Source organism: Streptomyces sp. NPDC002536, assembly GCF_053594995.1.
In genome coordinates this window covers 45,977-62,964 of sequence record NZ_JBSFWU010000027.1, presented here as the reverse complement: position 1 = coordinate 62,964, position 16,988 = coordinate 45,977, and the positions used below count along the sequence as shown (strand labels likewise).

Annotated in this window: 14 protein-coding genes; 6 read left to right on the top strand and 8 right to left on the bottom strand. The window is 72.9% G+C overall.

Features of this window, described 5'->3' with window-relative positions; genetic code table 11:
* Positions 1–60: 60 nt before the first annotated feature.
* The 6 genes from ACWD4B_RS12970 (at position 61) to ACWD4B_RS12945 (ending at position 8,387) form a co-directional block, all read left to right on the top strand.
* Positions 61–1,155 (top strand): alpha/beta hydrolase, encoded by a 1,095-nt coding sequence (locus ACWD4B_RS12970; RefSeq protein WP_451420815.1) that lies wholly within the window; start codon positions 61–63, stop codon positions 1,153–1,155.
* Positions 1,156–1,270: 115 nt separating this feature from the next.
* Positions 1,271–2,503: a beta-ketoacyl-[acyl-carrier-protein] synthase family protein gene (locus tag ACWD4B_RS12965; RefSeq protein WP_451420814.1), complete on the top strand. Its 1,233-nt coding sequence runs from the start codon at positions 1,271–1,273 to the stop codon at positions 2,501–2,503.
* A 56-nt stretch (positions 2,504–2,559) separates the two neighbouring features.
* Positions 2,560–4,281: a DUF885 domain-containing protein gene (locus ACWD4B_RS12960; protein ID WP_451420813.1), complete on the top strand. Its 1,722-nt coding sequence runs from the start codon at positions 2,560–2,562 to the stop codon at positions 4,279–4,281.
* Between the two features lie 151 nt (positions 4,282–4,432).
* Positions 4,433–6,145, top strand: a complete 1,713-nt coding sequence (locus ACWD4B_RS12955; protein WP_451420812.1) for an NAD-dependent malic enzyme — start codon at positions 4,433–4,435, stop codon at positions 6,143–6,145.
* 171 nt (positions 6,146–6,316) lie between these two features.
* Entirely contained in the window at positions 6,317–7,903 is a 1,587-nt protein-coding gene (locus ACWD4B_RS12950; protein WP_451420811.1) for a restriction endonuclease, read from the top strand.
* 145 nt (positions 7,904–8,048) lie between these two features.
* Complete coding sequence (locus tag ACWD4B_RS12945; protein ID WP_451420810.1) at positions 8,049–8,387, top strand: hypothetical protein; 339 nt, start codon at positions 8,049–8,051, stop codon at positions 8,385–8,387.
* 545 nt (positions 8,388–8,932) lie between these two features.
* Here ACWD4B_RS12945 and ACWD4B_RS12940 read toward each other — a convergent pair.
* Genes ACWD4B_RS12940 through ACWD4B_RS12905 form a run of 8 tightly spaced genes read right to left on the bottom strand, consistent with a single transcriptional unit; the run spans position 8,933 to position 16,987 of the window.
* Positions 8,933–9,853, bottom strand: a complete 921-nt coding sequence (locus ACWD4B_RS12940) for an EamA/RhaT family transporter (RefSeq protein WP_451420809.1) — start codon at positions 9,851–9,853, stop codon at positions 8,933–8,935.
* A 1-nt stretch (position 9,854) separates the two neighbouring features.
* The gene (locus tag ACWD4B_RS12935) at positions 9,855–11,210 is read right to left on the bottom strand and encodes a lysine N(6)-hydroxylase/L-ornithine N(5)-oxygenase family protein (RefSeq protein ID WP_451420808.1); all 1,356 of its coding nucleotides are present in this window, start codon (positions 11,208–11,210) and stop codon (positions 9,855–9,857) included.
* Positions 11,207–12,802, bottom strand: coding sequence for an AMP-binding protein (locus ACWD4B_RS12930; protein WP_451420807.1), 1,596 nt, complete (start codon positions 12,800–12,802; stop codon positions 11,207–11,209). The genes ACWD4B_RS12935 and ACWD4B_RS12930 overlap by 4 nt, the downstream gene beginning before the upstream one ends.
* Positions 12,799–13,731 (bottom strand): hypothetical protein, encoded by a 933-nt coding sequence (locus ACWD4B_RS12925; RefSeq protein WP_451420806.1) that lies wholly within the window; start codon positions 13,729–13,731, stop codon positions 12,799–12,801. The genes ACWD4B_RS12930 and ACWD4B_RS12925 overlap by 4 nt, the downstream gene beginning before the upstream one ends.
* Positions 13,728–14,417: a 4'-phosphopantetheinyl transferase family protein gene (locus ACWD4B_RS12920; RefSeq protein WP_451420805.1), complete on the bottom strand. Its 690-nt coding sequence runs from the start codon at positions 14,415–14,417 to the stop codon at positions 13,728–13,730. Before ACWD4B_RS12920 ends, ACWD4B_RS12925 begins: the two co-directional genes overlap by 4 nt.
* Positions 14,411–15,571: an acyl-CoA dehydrogenase family protein gene (locus ACWD4B_RS12915; RefSeq protein ID WP_451420804.1), complete on the bottom strand. Its 1,161-nt coding sequence runs from the start codon at positions 15,569–15,571 to the stop codon at positions 14,411–14,413. The genes ACWD4B_RS12920 and ACWD4B_RS12915 overlap by 7 nt, the downstream gene beginning before the upstream one ends.
* The gene (locus ACWD4B_RS12910; RefSeq protein WP_451420803.1) at positions 15,564–16,730 is read right to left on the bottom strand and encodes an acyl-CoA dehydrogenase family protein; all 1,167 of its coding nucleotides are present in this window, start codon (positions 16,728–16,730) and stop codon (positions 15,564–15,566) included. The genes ACWD4B_RS12915 and ACWD4B_RS12910 overlap by 8 nt, the downstream gene beginning before the upstream one ends.
* Positions 16,727–16,987 carry an acyl carrier protein gene (locus ACWD4B_RS12905; RefSeq protein WP_451420802.1) on the bottom strand — a complete coding sequence of 87 codons (261 nt, stop codon included), beginning with the start codon at positions 16,985–16,987 and terminating at the stop codon, positions 16,727–16,729. The genes ACWD4B_RS12910 and ACWD4B_RS12905 overlap by 4 nt, the downstream gene beginning before the upstream one ends.
* Position 16,988: the final 1 nt, after the last annotated feature.

Sequence of the window (16,988 nt, the reverse complement as noted above, 5' to 3'; positions counted from 1 at the left end):
CTAAAGGTGACCATGTACGCGCCCCCCGGGGCGACCAGCCATCCGGAGCGAGCTCAACCGATGACGTACTCCCCGCCGACCTCCTACCGGTCCCGGCGCCGCGCGTCCTCCCCCGCAAAGCGCTGGGGCATCGTCGTGGCGTGCATAGCCGTGCTCGGTGCCATCGCCTGGCCCGTCCTGAACTATTTCGACGTCTTCTCGGACAAGGGGGACTCGATCTCCTTCGGCGGCGGCTCGTCCGACGGCAAGGGCCAGTCCTCCAGTGCCAAGGCCCTGATGCCCACCGGGCCGAAGGCCGACTTCACGGTCTCCGGCACCGTGCCCGAGGACGGCAGCAAGATCGCTGTCACCACCTACACCGGCAAGAAGTCCGGCTTCACGGGCAAGGTCTGGGTCTGGGCCCCGAAGCAGTACGACGACCCGAAGTACAAGGACAGCGGCTTCCCTGTGATGATCGCCCTGCCGGGCGGCGCGGGCTACCCGAGCAACTACTGGATGGGGACGGACCTCAAGCTCGAGTCCTCCATCCAGAAGTGGGCGGACGAGGGCAAGAGTCTGCCGTTCATCCTCGCCATGCCGGTGCTCAACCCCGAGAACCACGACAAGGACAAGAACGACCCGAAGGCGGGCCTGTACTGGGACGGCAGCGACATCCCCGGCCAGCCGAAGATGGGCACCTGGCTGACCGAGGACGTGCCCGACCTGATCAAGGAGAACTTCCGCACGGTCAAGTCGCGCGACGGCTGGGCCTTCTTCGGCTCCTCCACCGGCGGCACCGCGGGCCTGAAGTCCGTGCTCCAGAAGCCGGACAAGTTCAAGGCCGTCATCGCCTCCGGCCCCGACATCGTCCCCGACTCCCGTCTGTGGGCCGGGCACGAGAAGGAGAAGGAGGACAACAACTCCAACATCCTGGCCCAGCGCCTGATCGCCAAGGGCGGGCCGGAGGTGTACCTGGGCCTGCAGGTGGGGTCGAGCGAGCCGGTGAAGCCGCCGATCGACAAGTTCGTCGCGACGTACGGCAACAAGGGCCCGGTCAAGAGCAAGTACTACGTCATCCAGGGCGGCGAGCACAACGGCGCCACCTACGTGCCGGCCATGGAGAACGGCGGACTGATCCAGTGGATCAGCCAGCACATGCAGGGGCCGGTCTCGTAGGGCACGCGCACCGCTGCCGGGGTCACCGGATTCACGGAAAAGCAACGGAAATGCACTCGTCCGGCTGCGGTTCGGTGATTGCCGGTCCCGGCCCGGCGCGACAGGCTCTGTGGCCGTGACGCAACGCACGCGCCTCCCGGTGGCGGTGACCGGGCTCGGGGTCGTCAGCCCGGCCGGCATCGGCGAACAGGCCACCTGGCAGGGCCTGCTGGCCGCCCGCTCCACCGCGGCCCGCGACCCCGTGCTCGCCGGGCTGCCCGTGGACATCTCCTGCCAGGTGCCGGACTTCGACGCGCACCGCCTCATCGGCAGGCACCCGGCCTGGCGGCTCGACCGCGCGGGCGCGATGGCCGTCCTGGCCGCGCGGCACGCGACCGCCGACGCGGGCCTCTCCCCCGCCGAGTGGGACGCCGCCCGGGTCGGCGTGGTGATCGGCACCGGGACCGCCAGCATGGAGCGGTACGACGCGGAGTACGCCAAGCTCGGCGCGGGCCGCCCCCTGGCCGTCTCGCCCCTGGCCGTCACCCGCAGCGTGCCGAACATGCCCGCCGCGGACATCGCCCTGGACCTGACCGCGCGCGGCCCCAACTTCGCGGTCTCCACCGCCTGCGCCTCCGGCACCACCGCGCTGGGCGTCGCCCGCGACCTGCTGCGCGCCGGCACCTGCGACATCGTCCTGGCCGGCGGCACCGAGTCCGTCCGCTGCCGGATGCCCGCGGCCTGCTTCCACCGCATGGGGGCCCTGTCCCGGCGCGTCGGCCAACCGGCCGCCGCCTCCCGGCCGTTCGACGCCGAGCGCGACGGATTCGTCCTCGCCGAGGGTGCGGCGGTGCTGGTGCTGGAACGTCCCGAGCACGCCCGGGCCCGCGGCGCCCGGCCCCGCGCCCACCTGGCCGGCTACGGCGCGAGCTGCGACGCCCACCACTTCGCGGCCCCCGACCCCGAAGGGCGCGGTGCCGCAGCGGCACTGCGCGCCGCCCTGCAGGACGCCGGACTGGACCCGGCCGACATCGGCCACGTCAACGCCCACGGAACCGGCACCCGCCTCAACGACCAGGCCGAATGCCACGCGCTGCGCTCGGTCTTCACCGATCCGCCGCCCGTCACCTCGCTCAAGGGCACCCTCGGGCACGCCATCGGCGCGGCCGGCGCGATCGAGGCCGCGGTCACGGTGATGAGCCTGCAGCACGGGACCATCCCGCCCACCGCCAACCTCGACCGGCAGGATCCGGACATCGACCTGGACATCGTGACGAAGGTCCCGCGCACCGCCGCCCTGACGGCAGCGGCCAGCACCTCCTTCGCCTTCGGCGGCCAGAACGCCGCCCTGATCCTCCACACCGCCTGACGCACGGCACCCCGGCACCCTGGCAGCCGGCCCGCCGCCTGCGTCAAGCTGGGCCGATGGCAGACGAGTCGACCACCCCGGCCGCCCCGGCCACCCCCCGCCGCATAGCCGACGCCCACGTCGCACAGGTCGCGGCACTCGACCCGCTGATCGCGGCGCGGCTGGGCCTGCACCCGGACGACGACCGGCAGCCGGACCTGTCGCCGGACGGCTTCGACGCCCTCGCCGACGCGGCACGTCGTACGCTGACCGCACTTGATGCCGCCTCACCACCCGCCTCACCCCCCGCATCGTCCCCCGCCCCGGACCCCGTCGAGCAGGCCTGCGCCCGGCTGCTGCGCGAACGTCTCACCGCGGAGCTCGCCGTGCACGACGCCGGGGACACCTTCCGGCAGCTGCGCAACGTCAACTCGCCCCTGCACAAGGTGCGGAGGATCTTCCATCTGCGGCCCACCGCCACCGAGGACGACTGGGCGGCGACGGCCCGGCGGCTGCGCAACGTGCCCCGCGCCCTGGACGGCTACCGCGCGACGCTGGCCGAGGGCATCTCCCGCGGCCTGCTCTCGGCGCCCCGCCAAGCGGCGGCGTGCATGGGCCAGTTGGGCGCATGGACCGGCCAGGACACCGGGACCGCGGGCTGGTTCGCGGAGTTCGCCGCCGACGGGCCCGAGCGGCTCCGGCCCGAGCTGGACGCCGCCGCCCGCGACGCCACCGCGGCCGTCGCCGGGTTCCGCGACTGGCTCGGGGACGTCTACCTGCCCGCGGCGGACGGCACCCCGGACGCCGTCGGCCGCGAACGCTATCTGCGCTCCGCCCGCTGGGCGACCGGCGCCGACCTCGACCCGGCCGAGGCCTACGCGTGGGCCTGGGAGGAGTTCCACCGCACGGCCGCCGAGATGCGCCGCGAGGCCGGCCGCGTGCTGCCGGGTGCGGACGTGCTGACGGTCATGGCCCGTCTCAACGAGCACGGCCACGCGGTGGAGGGCGTGGAGGCGGTCCGCGCGTGGCTGCAGCAGATCATGGACGAGGCCGTCGACGCCCTCGACGGCACCCACTTCGACCTCTCCGGCCCGCTCCGCCGCGTCGAGTCCAGGATCGCGCCCGCGGGCACGTCCCCGGCCCCGTACTACGTCGGCCCCAGCCTCGACTTCAGCCGTCCGGGACGTACGTACCTGCCGACGCTGGGCCGGACGGTCTTCCCGACCTGGCAGCTCGTCAGCACCTGGTACCACGAGGGCGTGCCCGGCCACCACCTCCAGCTCGCCCGGCGGGCCGGTCTCGCCGGCCAGCTCAGCCGTTACCAGGTCACCCTCGGCTCGGTCAGCGCCGACACCGAGGGCTGGGCGCTGTATGCCGAGCGGCTCATGGACGAGCTCGGCTTCCTCACCGACCCCGCACGGCGGCTGGGCTACCTGGACAAGCAGATGCTCCGCATCATCCGGGTGATCGTCGACATCGGCATGCACCTGGAGCTGACCGTCCCCGCCGGCTCCGGCTTCCACCCCGGCGCACGCTGGACCCCCGAACTGGCCACCGCGTTCATGGCCGCCCACCACGGCAGCCCGGCCGCCCGCCGGACCGGCGAGATCGACCGCTATCTCGGCTGGCCCGGCCAGGCCATCGGTTACAAACTCGGCGAACGTGCCTGGCTGCAGGGCCGCGAAGCGGCTCGCCGCCGCCACGGGGCCGCCTTCGATCTCAAGGTGTGGCACACGGCCGCGCTGTCCCAGGGGGCGCTCGGGCTCGACGACCTGGCCGGGCGGCTGGCGATGCTGTAGCGCCGCCTGCAAGGGCCTTGCGTTGCGGCCGTATGTCCACTGCGGGTTGTTCGTGGCTGAGCGCGCAGTTCCCCGCGCCCCTTACGGGGCGCGGCCCCTCGACGGGCAGCCGCGCGCGCCTGGGTCCATCCTGGAGGCGAGGGGAGCCGCCATGAACCCAGGACGGACCAGGTGGAACCCGGAGCACGGCCGCTGGGAGACGACGGCCCGGGGCCGTGCCGTGCTGACCGACCCCCGGCTGAACAAGGGCACCGCCTTCCCGCACGACGAGCGGCACGCGCTCGGTCTCGTCGGCCTGCTGCCGCCCCACGCGCTCACGCTGGAGCAGCAGACCGCCCGCGCCTACACGCAGTACGGCGTCCAGCCCAGCGACCTGGCCAAGCACGTCTATCTGACCGCCCTGCACGACCGCAACGAGGTGCTGTTCTACCGGCTGATCGGCGAGCACCTCGACGAGATGCTGCCCATCGTCTACACCCCGACCGTCGGCACGGCGATCGAGCGCTACAGCTACGAGTACCGGCGCCCGCGCGGGGTCTATCTGTCCGTGGACGCTCCCGAGGAGATCGAACGCTCCCTGCTCGCCACGGGGTTGGGCCCGGACGACGTCGACCTGATCGTGGCCACCGACGGCGAGGCGATCCTGGGCATCGGCGACTGGGGCGTGGGCGGCATCAACATCTCCGTGGGCAAGCTGGCCGTCTACACCGCCGCGGCCGGCATCGACCCGGCCCGCACCATTCCCGTCATGCTCGATGTGGGTACCGACCGGCGCCGGCTGCAGGACGATCCGCTCTATCTCGGCAACCGGCATCCGCGGGCGGAACGCGCCGCCTACGACGCCTTCCTCGACGCCTACGTGGAGACGGCGACCCGCCTCTTTCCCCAAGTCCTGCTGCACTGGGAGGACTTCGGCGCGGGCAACGCACGGCGCGTGCTGGCCCGCTTCCGCGACCGGGTGCCGACCTTCAACGACGACATCCAGGGCACCGGAGCGGTGAACCTGGCGGCGGTGCTGTCCGGGGTGCGGGCGAGCGGCACGCCGCTGCGCGAGCACCGGATCGTGGTCTTCGGCGCCGGCACGGCGGGCATCGGCGTCGCCGACCAGCTGCGCCAGGCGCTGGCCGACGAGGGCCTGACACCGGAGGGCGCCGCCCGGCGGATCTGGTGCGTCGACCGGTACGGCCTGCTCACCGACGACACGGCCGGCCTGCGCGACTTCCAGGTCCCGTACGCCCGTCCCGCGGGCGAGGCAGCGGGTTGGGCGCGTGACGAGGCCCTCGGCGGGATCCCCCTGGCGGAGGTGGTGCGCAGGGTCGCGCCGACCGTCCTCATCGGCACGTCCGGCCGGGGCGGCGCCTTCACCGAGCCGGTCGTCCGGGAGATGGCCGCGTCCGTACAGCGGCCCATCATCCTGCCGATGTCCAACCCCACGCCCCTCGCGGAGGCGGTGCCCGCCGACCTGATCGCATGGACCGACGGACGGGCCCTGGTCGCCACCGGCAGCCCGTTCGCACCGGTGTCGTTCAAGGGGGTGACGCACCGGGTCGGGCAGGCCAACAACGCGTTCGTCTTCCCCGGGCTCGGCCTCGGCAGCATCGTGTCGCGGGCCGCCCGGATCACCGACGGCATGCTCACCGCCGCGGCCCACGCCGTCGCCGCGCAGGTGGACCCGACCGAACCCGGTACGCCGATCCTGCCGCCGGCACGGCAGTTGCGCTCGACGTCCGCCGCGGTGGCCGCAGCCGTGGCCCGGGCCGCGGCGCGCGACGGGGTCGCGGGCGCGGTCGTGGACGACACGATCGACGACCGGGTCCGGGCGGCGATGTGGTGCGCGGACTACCGCCCGGTGCAGGCCGTTTGATCATCCGAGGCGGTGGCACATCGCTTGTCGAGGAGAGCAAGGTCGACTGCGAAGGCCCCTCCCGCCACGCATTGTCGGAGACATCTGCCAAAGTGGCCAGAGCGATTGATCACGGGACGGTGGAGACGGTGCCGCAGTCGCAGGTTCGGTCGGCACATGGGGAGGGGTCCGATGGCTCAACGTCGGAACAGCGAGCACGAGCGACAGCAACAGGCAGCGCTGCGCGCTCAGCGGCAGCAGGCCCAACAGGCGGAGCGGGAGCGCAGGGCTGCTGAGGCGGAACGCAAGCGCAGGGAACGCGAGCGCAAGGCTGCCCACGAGCAGCGGCAGACCGAGCTCGCCGGGACCCGCACCACCGGAGTCGAGCATCAGGTGGAGGAGCTCCGGCAGTTACTGCGCAACGCCCTGGCGTCCGATCCCCCCGTCTCCTTCGAGCGGCTGCGACGCACGCACACGCCGACCACGCTGGACGAACGCCCTTGGTCCCGCTCCGAGCCCGCGCCACGCTGGGAAGACTTCGCGCCGCCGGAGCCGCGTGGGCTGTCCGCCCTGCTGGGGCTCGGCAAGAAGCGCTACGAAGCCGAAGTGGCTGCCGGCCGCGAGCGTTTCGCCGAGGCGCAGGAGGCCCACCTCCGCGCCGAGGAGCAACGGAGGGGAGCTCTCGAGAGGAAACGAGCCGAACACCGGAAGAAGGAACAGCTGGCCCTCCGCGAAATCGAGGAACACAACGGGACTCTCCACCAGCGTACGGAAGCGTACCGAGCCGGGGACGCCGAAGCCGTCGAGTGGTTCCTCGGACAGGCGCTCGGCGCCTCGGCGTATCCGAAGGGCTTTCCGCGGAAGCACCGCATCGCGTTCCGCCCGGCAACCGGTGACGTCCTGATCGAGATCCAGCTTCCCGCGGAGGACGTGGTCCCGAGCGTTCGCGGCTACAAGTACATCAAGTCCCGCGACGAGATCACGCCCCTCCCCCGGCCCGACAAGGAACGCAAGGAGCTGTATTCGTCCTTGCTCGCACAGATGACTCTCCGAACCGTTCACGAAGTCTTCTCGAGCGACGTGGACAAGGTCGTCAACGGCATCACCCTCAACGGCCACGTCACCGCTGTCGACCGGGCCACCGGCCACAAGGTCTCACCCTGCCTGGTGACCATGAGCACGGACCGGGAGCAGTTCGGCACCCTTCGGCTGAGCCAGGTGGATCCGGCCGCCTGCCTCACCCGCCTCAACGCACTGGTATCCCCGAACCCGTACGATCTCGAACCGGTCCGCCCCATCATCGAGTTCGACCTGAGCAAGTACAGGCTCATGGACAGCATGGATGTCGTCGCGGACCTCGACAGCAGGCCCGTGCTGATCAAACTCACACCGACCGAGTTCGAGCACCTGATCCGGCAGCTCTACGAGGCCATCGGCATGGAGGCATGGAACACCCAGGCATCGAAGGACGAAGGGGTGGACGCCGTGGCAATCAGCAAGGACCCCGTGTTCAACGGTGAATGCATCATTCAGGCCAAGCGGTACAGCAAACTCGTGGGTGTCGAATCCGTCCAGGCCCTGGCCGGCGTCGTGGAGCACAAGCGGGCCGCGAAGGGAGTGCTCATCACCACCTCGTGGTTCGGCAGGGCAAGCCACGACTTCGCCCGGCAGCACGGCCGACTCCAGCTGATCGAAGGCCCGGAGCTCAAATACCTCATCAAGGAACATCTGGGCAAGGACGTGATCCCCGGGCCGGTGCCGCCCAAGCGACGTCCCTGACCTCCATGGGCAGAATGCGCGAGCCCCTCCGCAGCACTGCGGCCCAGCCGAAGCGGGCCGCCGCCCTGCAGGTGCGTGTACCGGGTAGGAGGCCCAGGGCGACGGTGCACGGCTGCGTCGCACGTCGAGGCGGCATCCTGGACGTATGGAGATCGAGATTCTGGTCGTGCGGGACTGCCCGCACGAGAAGCCGGCGATCGAGCTGCTGCGCCGGGCCCTGGACGGCCTCGGGCGGACGGACGCCGCCTGGGTGACGCGGGTGGTCGCCGACCAGGACGAGGCCGAGCGGATCGGTTTCACCGGGTCGCCGACCTATCTGATCGACGGGCGCGACCCGTTCGCCGAGCCCGGCCGGCCTCCTGGGCTGACGTGCCGGGTGTACCGGACGCCGCAGGGGCTCGCCGGCCTCCCCGCGCTCGACCGGCTGCGCCGGGCGCTGGCGGCGGGCGGCGGCGAGCCGGCGGACCGGCGACAGGGGCACTGACCCGGCGAGTTCGACCCGCAGACCGCAGCGGATACCGACGGCGCATCAGCGATGGCCCGACATCGCTTGCTCGTCCACCAACAGGGCTACCTGTTGCAGTTGCTGGAATCCCTGCGCACCCTGCACCCGGCGTCCGGCGCCGGCTCGGACAGAAGGTCTTCGACGGCTTCGCGCAGGGCCGCCTGGACACGCACCCGGCCGGACACCACGCCCGGCGCGGACCGGGAGACGTGGATCGACCTGGAGTTCGGCGAGCGGGTGGCCCGAGACGGTGTCGTCCGGCTCGGGCCACGGGCGGGACGTGGTCGGACTTCCGCTCCGTCGCCCATTCCGTCAGCTCTTGCAGCAGCACCATGCCCGCGCCCGGCCCTTCGGGGAGGGTAACCACCTGCGCATCCACAGGAGTTGCCGTACCGCGCGTCGATCGCCGCGGACGTGATGAGCCGGCCCAGGACCGTCCCCTTCCGTGCTGCCGATCGGTTCGCCAGGTGACGGTACTGCGCCGTCGCACCGGGCTGCACGGGCACGACCCGGCCGGGGGCCGATCAGGCCGCTCCCGACCGGCGGGCCGAAGTGCCCGTGCGAGCCCGCACACCGAGCACGACGAACGCCGTGACGGCCAGCACGGCAGCAAACGTCGGCCACGACTGGTCCAGGCTCGGGTCGAGGAACTGGAACGCGTAGGTGACGACGAGGTTCGCGGCGAGCAGGAACGAGACGGTGAGCGGCTCGGTGCGCACGATTCCCTGCTGAAGGAGGTAGAGAGCGACGATGACGGCGACACCGTTCACCAGGCTCCACAGCACCAGGCCGCCGTCGCGGTAGGTCCCGTAGCCGTCCCTGGCCCACATCAGGACGGGGCAGGCGAGCAGCAGCAGGACGAACCGGGTGGCCATCATCTCGGAGACGCTCATGCCCGCCTCGGCCAGCCGCTTGGTGCAGTGGGTGCAGCAGGCGACGGCCACGGCGGTCAGCACGCAACCGGCCAGACCCACCGCGAATCCGGACATCGATCCCCCGCCGCCCCGGTCGTGCCAGGCCAGGGCGGCGAGAACGGCCATCGAGGCCAGCAGGCCCGCCGCCGCGGCCTTCTCACCGGGCAGGACCCGGGTGCCGGCGCGCATCCGGGTGCCCAGCGCCATCGTGCCCACGGGCACCAGCCCGACGACGAGGGAGTTGGTGACCGCGGGCTCCAGCTCGGTGAACGCATACAGCACGGCAAGCCAGCTCACGGCGGTCGCGATGTTGTATGCCACCACGTCGCCGAGCGAACGCCGGACCGCCACCAGCAGCGACCGCCGGTCCCGGCACAGCCACAGGAACCACAGCTGCGCGCACAGGAAGGCGTTGAAGGCGAGGAACTCCGGGCTCAGCCGGTGCACCAGGGCGCCCTCGAACACGGACTTGGCGCCGTTGACCACGCAATAGGCAAGGACGAGCAGCGGACCGAGGCGGGTGGCGGACACGTCAGCGGACCCCTTCGGGCAGGCGTCCCGCCACGGCGTGCTCGCGCACGGCGCCGTCGGCCTGGCCGGCGATGGAACGGGCAATCTCGCCGGAGCGCACGGCCGAGTTGGACAGCAGGGAGGAGGTGATGCCGTGCGAGTGCTCGGTGCCGCCCTGGAGGTACACGCCGCCCGCGCACGGCACGGTCGTCCGGACCCGGTAGTCGCGGTCGACGACCAGCTCCCCGTGCTCGTCCCGCCCCAGCAGTGGGGCGACCTCCCCGAGGAACGAGGGGAGGTCGGCAGGCAGGTACCCGGTGGCGCACACGACGACGTCGGCGGCCAGGGTCTGCCGCGTGCCGTCGAGGAGGGAGTCGACGGTGACGTCGACGCGGTCCTCGTGCTCGGTGACGGCGGCGAGCCGGGAGGCCCGCAAGAAGCGCAGCCGTTCGGTGCCCGAGACCTTCTCCGCGTAGGCGCGCCGGTACAGGTCCTCGATGAGGTCCAGGTCGACGACCGAGTAGTTGGTGGTGCGGTGGCGGTCGAAGACGACCGTGCGGGCGTCGCCCGGGGCGGCGTGGAAGAGGTCCACCGTCGCCGGGTCGAAGACCTGGTTGGCGAACGGGCTGTCGTCGGCGGGGCGGTAGCCGAAGCCGGTGAAGACAGAGCAGACCTCGGCGTCCGGGTACATCCGGTGCAGGTGGTCCGTCGCCTCGGCCGCGCTCTGGCCGGCGCCTATCACCACGAACCGGCGGGGCGACTCCGGGCGCCTGGATGCGAGTTCGGTGAGCAGGTCCCGGCTGTGCCACACGCGGGCGGAGGTCCCCACCCCGGGCGGCATGAGGGGAGCGAGGCCCGGTGCCACCACGAGGTTGCGGGCCCGGTAGGCGGTCAGTCGGCCGGTGGCAGCCTCGTGGACCCGTACGTCGAAGTGGCCTATGGAGCCGTCCTCGTCCAGGACCGGCCGCGCGGCGACCACTTCGCAGCCGTAGTCGACCCGGTCGGCGAAGTGGGCCGCGGCCCACTCCAGGTAATCGTGAAACTCGATCCGGCTGGGGTAGAACGTCTTGTGGTTGATGAAGTCGACCAACCGACCCTTGGCGGTGAGATACGAAACGAAGCTCAGCGGGCTGGTGGGGTTCCGCAGCGTCACCAGGTCCTTGAGGAAGGCGACCTGCATGGTCGCCCCTTCGATGAGCATGCCACGGTGCCAGCCGAACACAGCCTGCTTCTCGACGAAGCGGGCCGTGGGAGCTTCACCTGCCGGGAGGTCATCGAGCGCCGCGGCGAGCGCCACGTTGGACGGGCCGAATCCGATGCCGATGATGTCGAGAAGGGCGCCCGGGGAGTCGGGGGTGCTTGCCTCTGCTGCGGTCATGATGTGCGTTCACCGTTCGTCGAGATGGTGGCCGGAGCCTGGGCGGGGGCGGTGGTCAGGGCCAGTGCGGCCCGGTCGACCTTGCCGTTGCCGTTGAGCGGGAGCTCGTCGAGCCGGACGAGCTCGTCGGGAAGCATGTAGGGCGGGAGCGTCTCCCGCAGCCGGGCCGTCAGCGTCTCGTGGCCGTCGCCGCCCACGTGGAACAGTCGCAGCCCGGGTCCACCCGGCCCGTCCGGTCCCAGCACGGCGACCGCTTCGAGCACGCCGGGGCAGCGGAGCAGCGCGGCCTCCAGTTCGCCGAGTTCCACCCGGTAGCCGCGTACCTTCACCTGCTGGTCGAGGCGGCCGAGGTGGACCAGCACGCCGTCCCACGACACGACCCGGTCACCGGTGCGGTACCAGTGCTCGGGCGCCGGGGACTGCGCGGCGCCGAGGGCGGTGGCGCGGACGCCGTCGAAGGAGACGAACCGGCCTGCGTCGTCGGCTGGTTCGAGGTAGCCGCCGAACCGCTGAGGTCCGCGCAGGCACAGCTCGCCTTCGTCGGCGGGCAGGCCCTGCTCATCCAGGACGAGGTGCTCCAGGTGCGGGTACGGGAGTCCGAGGGGCACGGTGCCGTTGGTGGCGAGCGGGCCGACGATGTCGTCGGTGCCGGGCGGCAGGCGGTACTCCAGGCAGGTCACTGTGGCCTCGGTCGGCCCGTAGAGGTTCTCGACCTGCCCGGAGGGAGCCGCGGCTGCCCAGGCACGGGCCAGCCGCAGCGGCAGCGGCTCGCCGCAGAACAGGCTCCACCGCAGGCCGGGCATGGCGCCCGGGGCGAGCTGGCGCAACCGGCGGGCCAGGGCCGCGACGGACGGTACGGAGATCCAGTGCGTGACGGCGGACCGGTTGACGAACCGGACCGGTGCCATGAGGTCGTCCCGGCCGGGGACGACCGCGGTTCCGCCGCCGCCCCACGTGGCGAACAGTCCGAACACGGAGGGATCGAAGGTGAGGTCGAAGGTCTGGGCGACCCTGCTGCCGGGGCCGATGCCGTACCGGTCGATCACGTGGGCGAGGAAGGGGCGGACGTTGCCGTGCCGGATCGGCACGCCCTTCGGGGTGCCGGTCGAGCCTGACGTGAAGAGGATGTACGCGAGGTCGTCCGGGGCCGGCCGCCGGTACGGGCCGAGCGGCTCGGCGCCGACGGGTACGTCCCGGACCGGGGCCAGGGCGGGCACGCCGAGCTCCGGCGCAGCCGCCCCCGGATCGTGGAGCACCAAGTCGAGGCCCGCCTGCCGGACGATGGCGGCGTTGCGCGCTGGCGGTGCCTCCGGGTGGAGCGGCACGACGACGGCGGACAACCGCAGGATCGCCAGGTAGCCCGTGCAGGCGGCCGTACTGCGGTTGGCCAGCAGGCCGACCCGGGTGGGGATGCGGCCGAGCCGCTGCACGACCAGGGAGGCGGTCGCCTCGGCCGCGGCTTCGAGTTCTGCGTAAGAGAGGGTGCCGTCGGGCGTCTCCAACGCGGTGCGCCGGCTGCCGGACGATGCGGAGCGGGCGAACCAGTGATAGAGGGAGGTCACGTCGGGGCCGCCGGGTCCGGTGGTCGTCACGCGGCCTCCGTTCCGGCGAGCGCAGCGGTCACGTCGGCCAGCTGGCCGAAGGCTCTGCGGACCAGGGGGACGCGCGGGCGGCCCCGGGCGGCGGACTGGGCGGCGAAGCGCAGGGTCATGGGCGTCTCCTCCCAGGCAGCGGCGGCCCGCCCGGCCGCCTCGGGGCCGACCGACTCGCGGACGGCGGGGAAGGACAGGCGGAAGCACTGGTGGCGGGCCGCCGCCCACAGATCGTCCAGGTGGCGGGCGAGTGCCTCCGGGTCGGAGGACAGCCGTTCCCCGAGCTGCTCGACGACCTCGCCCGGGTCGTCCACCCACGGGCCGTCGGTGTCCGGGGTGCCGCTCCCGACTGCTTCGTACACCAGCCAGCGGTGGTGTCCATCGGCCGGCACCGCCACCGGGGTGCCCAGCGCGAGCCGGTCGCGCAGCCGCACCTCGGGGGCCGCGGCAGGGTGCGGGGTCAGCATCGGACGCAGCGTGTCGTCGGCGATCCAGCCCCGGAATGGCCGGTGTTCACCGTGCGGCAGCAGTGCACTGAAGGGGTCCTCGACCAGCCAGCGGTCGTCCTGACGGTCCGTCAGGACGAGCCAGTGGGGGGCGCCCGGCGGTTCGGCCGCGGGTGCCCACGGCAGCCGAGCGCCGTCGGCGACGGCCAGCACCCGCCCGCTCCGGGCGAGTTCGGCGGCCAGCCCGGTGCGCGTGAGCGGCCAGTCGGCGGCGCCGCGGTAGGCGAGTTCCTGTCCGCCGTGGCGGTCGATACGCCGGTGGTGGGAGAAGGCGATGACACCGTCGGGGCCGTCGGTGCGGATCGCGAGGCGGATGTGCTGGGCCAGCAGCTCCGGGGCGTCGGGGCGAAGGCCGGCGAGCAGGCCGAGCAGACCCGCCGTGTAGCAGCTGAGTTCCGGTACCCGGCGGGCGGAACCTGTCATGACACTCCTCGTGCGGTCGGCGCCCCGACCGGTCCGTGCGGTGGGGTGAGCGGCCCACGGTCGCTGAACGCGCAGGCCAGGGGGGTGGTGGAGAGGGTGTCCAGGCGCAGCCAGGTGAACTGCCGCCAGCGCCCGGCCGACCGGGCGGGCGGCACGTCGATCCGCCAGGGAAGGCCGGCGAGGCCGCTGCCCTCCGCCTTGACGCAGGCCTCCTGGACGGCCCATGCCCATGCCAGTTCCTCGGCTTGGCGGTCGCCGGACAGCCGGGCGACGGAGGCGGCGTGTTCGTGCAGGCAGCGGCGCAGCATCCGGGGGCTCGGGGCGCCCTGCGGGTGCTGGACGTCGACGCCCACCGCGCGGCCGGGGGCGACCGCGGCGGCCACGAGGTCCGCGTCGTGCGACACGCTCACCCCGATGTCGCGGTGCCCGGCCAGCAGGGGGCGGCCGCCGGGGGCCTTGACGACCGCGTCTTCTTGGGCCCGGGGCACCACTGCGCACAGGACGGAGCGCAGCAGGGCGCGGCCGGTGAGGAACTCGCGGGCACGGCGGGCGCCGAAGGCCTCGGCATCGGCCGCGTCCACAGGGTGGGGCCGGGCACTGGTCCGGCCGGCCCGGCCGACGGCGACGAAGACACCCGGCGCGACCTCCACCGGCCCGGCGCCCACCACCGTCGGGGCCGTCACCATGCGAGGTCCGCCAGCACCACGGCGCTGTTGTCGGCCACGGTGCCGAGGACGACGTCCGTCGTACCACCGCCGACGCCGAAGACGGCCGCCTGGGCACGCAGTTGCTGGACTCCCCCGTGGGTGAAGCCCTCTGCGCCGTGCAGCCGGGAGCACTCGGTCAGCACGTGGTCGACGGTCTCCGCAGCGGAGGCCTTGAGCAGGGCGGCCGCGGTAGCGTCGTGCCGTTCGGCCACCGCGGGCGCCAGTTCGCGGCACAGGGCGTGGAGCTGGCGGACGCGCACGAGGCAGCCCGCGACCCGCTGTCTGATCCCATCACGGTGCCACAGAGGGCGGCCGTCCGCCTCCCGCGTGGCCAGCAGTTCCTGCGTCCCGGCGAGCACGCGTCGGCACAGTGCGACGGCCCACAGGGCGCCGGCCAGCCGCTCGCCCGCCATGTGGCGGGCGAACAGGGCTAGGCCGCGGCCGGGCCGCCCCACGAGGTGCTCCTCGGTGAGCCGTACGGACGTGAACGCGGCGCGGGCGATGCCGGCACCGGGGAAGAGGTTGGTGTCCTCGGGGCGCAGCTCGACGCCGGGTGCAGCGGCCGGTACGAGCACCCAGGTGAAGCAGGTGAAGTGGCGGCCGGGGCGGTGCCGGGCGAGCACCAGCAGGTGTTCGGCGGCGGTGCCGTTGGTGATCCACCTCTTGACACCCGTGAGGACGGGGCCGTCCGCGCCGAGGTCCAGCGTGGTCTCCAGCCCCGCGAGGTCGCTCCCGGACCCGGCCTCGGTCGCGGCCAGCGCAAGGCCTGCCCGGCCCGCGAGCACGGCGTCCCGGGCCGTGGCCAGGACCCCGCCCGCTGGGGCTGCCGCTGCGCCGGCGGCGAGCAGGGGCCAGGCCGCGGCCGCCTGGACGCAGGTGCTCAGGGTGGGCGCCGGGCCGGCCGACGCGTCCAGCGCGGCCAGGAGGTGCGCCAAGCGCCCGGGCACCAATTCGCGACTCCCGTCCCGGTCCCGGTAGAGCGGTGCGAGCAGGCCCTCGCCGCCGAGGGCCGCCCACGCGCCGGCGCCGGAGACGCCGGGGGGCAGGGCAGCTGTCGCCCGGTCCACTGCAGTGCGCCATTCCGGGTCCGCCGGGTCGGTGCCCACGGATACGGATGCGTCCCGTTCAGCCAAGGCCGACCTCCGGGTCCAGCAGCGCGAGACGGCCGTTGGCCAGCCGCAGCCGGTCGTTGCTGTAGTTGAGGGCGGCCGAGCGCAGGTCGCGCAGGGCGCGTTCGAGCCGGGTGGCGGAGCCGCGCAGGTAGCCGTGGCGCAGGCCGACGGCGTCGACCAGCTCGTCGACCGCGCGGTAGCACTCCTCCGCCGCAGTGACCTTGAGGGTGTTGAGCGTCAACTGCCGTGAGGGCACGGACAGATCGGCCCCGGAGGACACCAGAGCCTCGGTGTGCTTCAGGAGTGCCCGCACGGTTTCGAGTCGCTGCCGGGCGGTCGCCAGCCGGGTCAGCAGCAGTTCCGAGGACCTGTCGAACTGGGCGCGCCCCTCGGGGGAACGGATCAGCGAGACCACCCGGGACAGGGCGCCGGCCGCCGTGCCGAGCCAGCAGGCGGACCAGCCCAGGTGGGCCATGGGGGCGAACACCGCCGACGCGACGTCGCGGAACCTGCCGTGCTCCCCCACCACTTGGTGGCCGGGCACCCGGCCCCTGAGGTGCAGCGCCACGCTGTGACTGGCCCGCATGCCGAGCGGCTGCCACTCCCCGGAACGGTCGATCTCCAGCTGGTCGCACCACGCGTAGACCAGCGAGACGTCGTTCGGTGAGGAGGAGCCGGGGCTGCGCATGGTGATCAGGAAGCCGTCGGCGTGCTCCCCGCCGGTGACGATGGGGGCGGCGCGGTCCACGAGCAGCGCGTCGGTGTCGCCGCCCAGTACGGAGTCGGAGCTGAGCAGGTGGCCGCCCTTGCCGAACTCGGTGGTGACCGAGGCGAGGTAGACCCGCCCGGCCGCGATCGCGGGCAGCAGCTCCTGCCGCAGCTGCGGACCGGCGAAGCGGACGACGGCCTCCGCCTGCTGGCAGTGCATGGCGAAGATCATGGCCACGGACATGTCCGCGCGCCCGAGGCGCTGGGCGACGTCGAGGACGTCCCCCAGGCCGCCGCCGAGGCCGCCGTGTGCGGCGGGGACCTGGAGCCCGAGCAGGCCGCTCTCGCGCAGCGCGGTCAGCGCCTCGACGGGGAACTCGGCGTTGGTATCGGTGCGTTCGGCGTGGGATTCGGTGACGCGGACGACGTGGTCGACGCGCTCGGCGAGGACGCTCCCGGCGGTGGCGGTCATGCGGCGCCCGCCACCTGGCCGCCGCCCGCCCGCACCACGGCCTGCCACAGCCCGTCGACGGTGGCGAAGGTCGCCTCGGTCAGGTCGTCGTCGTCAAGGGCCACCCCGAAGGTGTCCTCGATGGCGAAAAGGAGCTCGATGGCTTGCATGGAGTCCAGTCCGAGGCTGTGCAGGTCGGAGCCGGGTGCAAGCGGCTGGTCGCCGAGGAACTTCAGGAAGGGCGGCAGGAGTTCCAGGAGGCGGTTGTCGATGGGCATG